Below are 6,239 nucleotides of genomic sequence, written 5' to 3'. Positions count from 1 at the left end.
TGCGCGGTTATGTGAAGCTCTACGTCGATCACGTGCTGCAGGCGGACCAGGGCGCCGACCTTGATTTTCTCGTCGGCTCGAGTGGCGCGCCTGTGCCGCGCGATTCTCATTGAACATTGGGGATCAGGTCCGACGCATATGACTGCAAAAAACGATCTTTCGCCCGCCGGCATCTGGCCGGTCCTTTACGCTTATTTCGATGAACACAACCAGCTCGATCGCGACGCTATGCGCGTGCAAGTTGAGCGGACCATTGCCGCCGGTGCTCCCGGTATCGTGATACTCGGTCTTGCAACCGAGGTGCAGCGCTTGTCGCGCGCTGAGCGTGAGCACGTGGTGAACTGGGCGAGTAAGGACATCGCATCTCGCGTCCCGCTGGCGGTGACCGTTACCGGTGACACCGTTCGGGAGCAGACCGAATTCGGCAATTGGGCCGTGGCGCACGGCGCGCAATGGCTGATCCTGCAACCGCCATCCACGCGCACCGAGCCCGAACGCTTTTACTTCGATTTCTTCGCCGCCGTCATGAGCGGGTTGACGGACACGGCCGGCGCGGGCATTCAAAATGCGCCGGAGTATTTGGGCGTCGGTTTGTCGCCGGAAGCGCTCGCCGAACTAGCGCAGCAGTGCCCGAACTTCCGCTGGTTAAAGGGCGAGGGCGCGGCGACGGTGCTGCGTATGACCATCGACTGTCTGGCGGCGGCCGGCAGCACAATGCCCGTCTTCAATGGGCGCGGCGGCCAAGAGTTGCTCGATAACCTGCGCGCCGGCTGCGCGGGCATGATCGTCGCGCCGGACAGCTTCGATCATCAGGTGGAAATCTATCGGGAATTCGCGCACGATCCGGTAGCGGCGCTGCGGCACTATGAGGAGGTGTTGCCGGCGATTGTCTTTGTGATGCAGTCGCTCGACGCGCTCACGTGTTACGGCAAGCGCATCGCGGCATGGCGAATGGGGTTTGAGGTCAGGCACGATCGCGGGATTAAGCCGACTGCATTCGGCCTGGAATGTGCACGGCGATTCGCCGACAGTCTCGGGCCTTATATGGGTTAAAACCGCGGGTTAAAAGCGCGGGTTAAAACCGCGGGTTAAAACCGCGTCAAAGAATGGGTGAAAACAAGCGCGCGACGTGCATCGCCATGCGGCGCCACGCAGTCGCGCCGAGATAATCGTCGCGGCTGATTTCCCATGATTGCGCGAAGTCATCGAGCAGCATCTTTTCGACTTCGCTGGCAAAGCCTTTGTCCACGGTCAGGACCATGATCTCGAAGTTGAGACGAAACGAGCGGTTATCGAGATTCGCGCTGCCAATGGCGGCGGACATGTCGTCCACCAGCACGACTTTCTGATGCAGGAAGCCTGGCCGATATCGAAAGATCTTTACGCCAGCGAGCAGCGCATCGTAGGCATAGAGTTTCGATGCAGCAAATACCACGCGATGATCGCGGCGGCTCGGAATCAGGATACGCACGTCCACGCCGCGCAATACGGCGAGCCGCAGCGCCGAAAACACGGCTTCGTCGGGGATGAGATACGGCGTGGTGATCCAGATCCGGAAACGCGCCGCATTGATTGCCTCGACGAAAAACAGCGAGCACGTTTCCTGATGGTCGGCGGGGCCGCTCGCGAGGATGAGGCAGCTCATGTCGTCCGCTGATGTCTTCGACGCCTCCACTTCCGGAATGCGTTGCGTCGCCCAGTACCAGTCTTCTATGAACACAAACTGAATACTCGCGACCGCCGGGCCGCGCACTTCAATGTGGGTATCGCGCCAAGGCGACAAACGCGGATTCGCGCCGAGATATTCCACGCCCACGTTGTGGCCGCCGACGAATGCGCATTCGCCATCAACCACCACGATCTTGCGATGATTTCGGAAGTTGATCTGGAAGCGATTGACGAACTTGCGCTTGGTCGCGAACGGATGCGTTTGCACGCCGCCAGCGCGCAGGGCGTGGACGTAGCGTTTGGGTAAATCGAAGCTGCCAATGCTGTCGTAGAGAAAATAAACCCGCACGCCTTGCTGCGCTTTTTTGAGCAGCAGGTCTTTCAGTTTATTGCCGAGATCATCGGCGCGAACGATGAAAAACTGCACGATCACATAGACTTTCGCTGCGTCGATGGCTTTGAAAATTGCATCGAATGTGGCATCGCCATTGATCAGCACGCGCACGGAATTGCCACGCAGGAACGGCATGCCGCTCAAACGCGTCAGCGCGCGGATGGTCGGATGGCCGAGATACTCCGCGGGGTCTCCTGCCGCTGCGCCGCGCAGACGGGCGGCTTCATCGGGGAAATTCCATTCAGTCGGGTGCGCGCTCTTGCGCAGGATCTCGTTTTCCAGCCGACGCGCGTCAATGTACCCGGCGAACTTGCTGCGCCCGAGAAAGAGATACGGGATCAGCGTGAAGTACGGCATGGCGACAAGCGACACGGCCCACGCGACCGCACCTTGCGAGGTGCGTGTGTTGAGCACCGCGTGGCACGCGGCGGCCGCGCCCAGCAAATGGGCGATCATCACAAACGTGCCGAGATGAAGCCAGTCCTGCCACTCGAAGTGCATGCGCGCGGTGCCTGGAAATACGGGTGGTCGGGAGTCGGGCTATCAGCCCGGCAAGTCCGCTGCCTGGATGAGAAACACATTGTCGTCGCCGGCGCTGGTCGAGAGCCAGACAATGTCGAGGCCGCCGAGCGTGGCTTCCACGTTGGCCCGTTCGTTGCCAATTTCGACCACGAGCACGCCGTCTTCGGTCAGCCACTTGCGTGCTTCGCCCACAATCCGCTTCACGATGTCCATACCGTCCGCGCCACCCGCGAGCGCCAGCTCCGGCTCGTGGCGGTATTCGGCGGGCAAGGTCTGCATAGCCAGCGCGTTGACATACGGCGGATTCGTGATGATGACTTCGTAGCGGCCAACGGGCAGCGGTCCGAACAGATCGCCTTCGTACAACGCGACGCGCGAATCCAGGTCGTAGTCGTCCACGTTCTTATGCGCGACTTCCAGCGCGGGCGCGGAGATATCGACGGCATCGATATCCGCATTCTGGAACGCCTGCGCCGCCAGAATTGCGAGGCAGCCGGAACCCGTGCAGAGTTCCAGCACGCGCGACACTTCGTCGGGGTCCTGCACATAGGGCTGCAAGCCATCCTGCAGCAACTCGCCGATAAACGAACGCGGCACGATCACGCGTTCATCCACGTAGAAACGGTGCCCATGCATCCACGCTTCGTGCGTGATGTACGCCGCCGGCACGCGATCGGTCGCGCGCCGCTCGATCACCTTCATGATGGCGTCAATTTCGGTATCGAGCAGGCGGGCGTCAAGGAACGGGTCGAGTGTGTCGAGCGGCAGGTGCAGGGTATGCAGCACGAGGTACGCGGCTTCATCGAATGCGTTCGATGAACCGTGGCCAAACGACAAGTCTGCCTCTGTAAAACGCGAGACGGCAAAACGCAGCAGATCGCGAACGGTGGTGAAGGGAAGCGCCATCGCAGGCTCCTTATAAGAGTGAGTCGATCAGGCCAGCAGGGTGTCAAGCACGCGTCGATACACGTTTTTCAACGGTTCGATAAACGCAACTTCAACGTGCTCGTCGATCTTGTGAATGCTGCCGTTGGGCGGTCCGAACTCGACCACCTGTTCGCAGATGCGCGCAATGAAGCGGCCATCTGAAGTGCCGCCCGTGGTGGACAGTTCGGTGCGCACGCCGGTTTCATCGAAAATGGCTTGTTCCAGCGCGTTCGACAACGTGCCACGCGGCGTGAGGAACGGCAGGCCGCTGACACTCCACGCGAGTTCGTAGTCCAGCGCGTGTTTATCGAGGATTGCGTGAACGCGGCTTTGCAGTCCTTCCACCGTGCTCGCCGTTGAGAAGCGGAAATTGAACATCAGGTCGATGTGACCCGGGATCACGTTCGTTGCGCCCGTGCCGCTATGCAGGTTGGACACTTGCCACGTGGTCGGCGGGAAATATTCGTTGCCGTCGTCCCAGTGCGCGGAGACAAGTTCGGCCAGCGCGGGCGCGAGCAAATGAATCGGGTTCTTTGCGAGATGCGGGTAAGCAATATGCCCTTGCACGCCTTTCACGACAAGCCTGCCGGACATGGAACCGCGACGGCCGTTCTTGACCATATCGCCGAGCGTGGCGCTGGAGGTGGGCTCACCGACAATGCAGTAATCCAGCCGCTCGCCGCGCGCTTTCAAGGCTTCGATCACTTTCACGGTGCCGTCGGTGGCGGGGCCTTCTTCGTCGCTTGTAATCAGGAACGCGAGCGAGCCGCGATGCGCAGGGTGCGCCGCGACGAATTCTTCGCTCGACACCACGAACGCTGCAATGGACGTCTTCATGTCCGCTGCGCCGCGACCGTACAACTTGCCGTCGCGATGAGTCGGCACGAACGGTGGCGACGTCCATTGTTCCAGCGGCCCGGTCGGCACAACGTCCGTGTGGCCGGCGAACACGAGCAACTTGCCGTCGGTTCCGTCCGTGCCGCGTTTCACGGCCCAGAGATTCGTGACGCCGCCCGACGCGATCGTTTCGCACTCAAAGCCGATCGCGGCCAGGCGTTCGATCAACAGGTTCTGGCAGTGCTGATCGTCGGGCGTGACGGACGCGCGCGCGATGAGTTGTTCCGAGAGAAGAAGGGTGCCGGACATGGATTCGAGCCACTTTCAATAAAAATGCCGGCGCGGCGGCCGGCAGGGATCAAGATTCGCGCGCCTTTTATCAGAGGCGCGCGATGCTGCGCTTAAAAGCCTGAAGCTCAATCTTTAAACGAACAGCGTTTCGTACTTCTCGGCATCGAAACCGAGCGATTTCACGCGGCCGTTGACGACCAGCACAGGCCGCTTGATGATCGACGGCTTGTGGATCATCAACGCGATCGCGCCAGCCGTGGAACCGGCTTCGTCCTTGTAGGTATCCGACAGGCCGCGCCAGGTCGTGCCGCGCCGGTTGATCAGTTCGTCGAGCGTGACGTCCTTCAACCAGTCCTGCAACAAGGCCGTCGATACCCCGGCTTTCTTGAAGTCGTAGAATTCGAACGGCACGTCATGTTCTTCCAGCCACACGCGCGCTTTTCTCACGGTGTCGCAATTCGGAATGCCATACACGACGATCTTTTTCGCGGCCATGGATCAATCGCCTCGCAGCAACTCGTTCAGGCCAACCTTGGCGCGCGTTTTCGCGTCCACCTTCTTGACGATCACCGCGCAGTACAGGCTGTGCGAGCCGTCCTTCGAAGGCAGGTTGCCCGCGACCACCACCGAGCCCGCCGGAATGCGGCCATATGTGACCGAACCCGTTTCGCGGTCATAAATCTTGGTGCTCTGGCCGAGATACACGCCCATGGAAATGACCGAGTTCTCTTCCACGATTACGCCTTCCACCACTTCCGAACGCGCGCCGATAAAGCAGTTGTCTTCGATGATCACCGGGTTTGCCTGCAGCGGTTCCAGCACGCCGCCAATGCCCACGCCGCCCGACAAGTGCACGTTCTTGCCGATCTGCGCGCACGAACCGACGGTGGCCCAGGTATCGACCATCGTGCCTTCATCGACATACGCGCCAATGTTCGTGTACGACGGCATCAACACGACGTTCTTGGCGATGAACGCACCGCGGCGAGCAATAGCCGGCGGCACAACGCGAAAGCCGCCTGCAGCGAAATCTTCAGCCGTGTAGTTGGCGAACTTCGACGGCACTTTGTCGTAGAACTGGCTGTAACCGCCAGCTGGCATCGGAGCGTTGTCTTCCAGCCGGAACGACAGCAACACCGCCTTCTTCAGCCATTGATTCACGATCCATTCGCCATCCCGTTTCTCGGCAACGCGCGCCAAGCCCTTATCGAGTTGCTCGATGGCGTGAGCGACAGCGTCGCGCACCTCGGCGGGGGCCGATTTCGGCGACAACTCGGCGCGGTTGTCCCAGGCGGTATCGATGATCTGCTGAAGTTGTTGCGACATGGTCGTGACTTAAGTGAGTGCTGCGATTTAAGGAGGGGTTACTGGGGCAGCCCGCGCTGCGGCAGCCGACGCTGCGGCAGCCGACGCTGATCCAGCGTGCTGCAAAATTCGACGATACGCCGTGCACCTTCCACACATTCGTCGACATCGGCGACCAGTGCAATGCGAATGAAGCCGCTGCCGGGATTCGTGCCATGGGCGTCCCGTGCCAGATACGAGCCCGGCAAAACCGTCACATTATAGTCGGCGTAAAGGCGGGCGGCGAACTCGGTGT

Annotated in this window: 6 protein-coding genes and 1 pseudogene; 1 reads left to right on the top strand and 6 read right to left on the bottom strand. The window is 60.6% G+C overall.

Going from position 1 to position 6,239, the window contains the following annotated elements:
• Positions 1-138: 138 nt before the first annotated feature.
• The gene (locus JWR14_RS34160; protein WP_299718317.1) at positions 139-1,053 is read left to right on the top strand and encodes a dihydrodipicolinate synthase family protein; all 915 of its coding nucleotides are present in this window, start codon (positions 139-141) and stop codon (positions 1,051-1,053) included.
• A 46-nt stretch (positions 1,054-1,099) separates the two neighbouring features.
• Here JWR14_RS34160 and cls read toward each other — a convergent pair whose 3' ends face one another.
• The 6 genes and pseudogenes from cls to JWR14_RS34130 all read right to left on the bottom strand — a co-directional run.
• Positions 1,100-2,563, bottom strand: coding sequence for a cardiolipin synthase (cls, locus tag JWR14_RS34155; RefSeq protein ID WP_299718315.1), 1,464 nt, complete (start codon positions 2,561-2,563; stop codon positions 1,100-1,102).
• Between the two features lie 42 nt (positions 2,564-2,605).
• Complete coding sequence (gene prmB / locus JWR14_RS34150) at positions 2,606-3,490, bottom strand: 50S ribosomal protein L3 N(5)-glutamine methyltransferase (protein WP_299718313.1); 885 nt, start codon at positions 3,488-3,490, stop codon at positions 2,606-2,608.
• Between the two features lie 27 nt (positions 3,491-3,517).
• Positions 3,518-4,657 carry a succinyl-diaminopimelate desuccinylase gene (gene dapE, locus JWR14_RS34145; RefSeq protein ID WP_299718311.1) on the bottom strand — a complete coding sequence of 380 codons (1,140 nt, stop codon included), beginning with the start codon at positions 4,655-4,657 and terminating at the stop codon, positions 3,518-3,520.
• 114 nt (positions 4,658-4,771) lie between these two features.
• The gene (locus tag JWR14_RS34140) at positions 4,772-5,134 is read right to left on the bottom strand and encodes an ArsC family reductase (RefSeq protein WP_165088921.1); all 363 of its coding nucleotides are present in this window, start codon (positions 5,132-5,134) and stop codon (positions 4,772-4,774) included.
• Between the two features lie 3 nt (positions 5,135-5,137).
• Positions 5,138-5,965, bottom strand: coding sequence for a 2,3,4,5-tetrahydropyridine-2,6-dicarboxylate N-succinyltransferase (gene dapD, locus JWR14_RS34135; protein WP_299718304.1), 828 nt, complete (start codon positions 5,963-5,965; stop codon positions 5,138-5,140).
• A gap of 38 nt (positions 5,966-6,003) precedes the next feature.
• Positions 6,004-6,239 (bottom strand): annotated as a pseudogene (locus tag JWR14_RS34130) (hypothetical protein); the annotation flags it as partial.

Source organism: Caballeronia sp. (assembly GCF_028292365.1).
Lineage (GTDB): Bacteria > Pseudomonadota > Gammaproteobacteria > Burkholderiales > Burkholderiaceae > Caballeronia.
The sequence above is the reverse complement of the archived record's forward strand: the minus strand, read 5'-3'. Positions and strand labels throughout refer to the sequence as shown.

Coding starts and splice junctions, on each gene's coding strand:
- JWR14_RS34160 (WP_299718317.1), top strand. CDS start 139: ATGACTGCAAAAAACGATCTTTCGCCCGCCGGCATCTGGCCGGTCCTT.
- cls (WP_299718315.1), bottom strand. CDS start 2,563: ATGCACTTCGAGTGGCAGGACTGGCTTCATCTCGGCACGTTTGTGATG.
- prmB (WP_299718313.1), bottom strand. CDS start 3,490: ATGGCGCTTCCCTTCACCACCGTTCGCGATCTGCTGCGTTTTGCCGTC.
- dapE (WP_299718311.1), bottom strand. CDS start 4,657: ATGTCCGGCACCCTTCTTCTCTCGGAACAACTCATCGCGCGCGCGTCC.
- JWR14_RS34140 (WP_165088921.1), bottom strand. CDS start 5,134: ATGGCCGCGAAAAAGATCGTCGTGTATGGCATTCCGAATTGCGACACC.
- dapD (WP_299718304.1), bottom strand. CDS start 5,965: ATGTCGCAACAACTTCAGCAGATCATCGATACCGCCTGGGACAACCGC.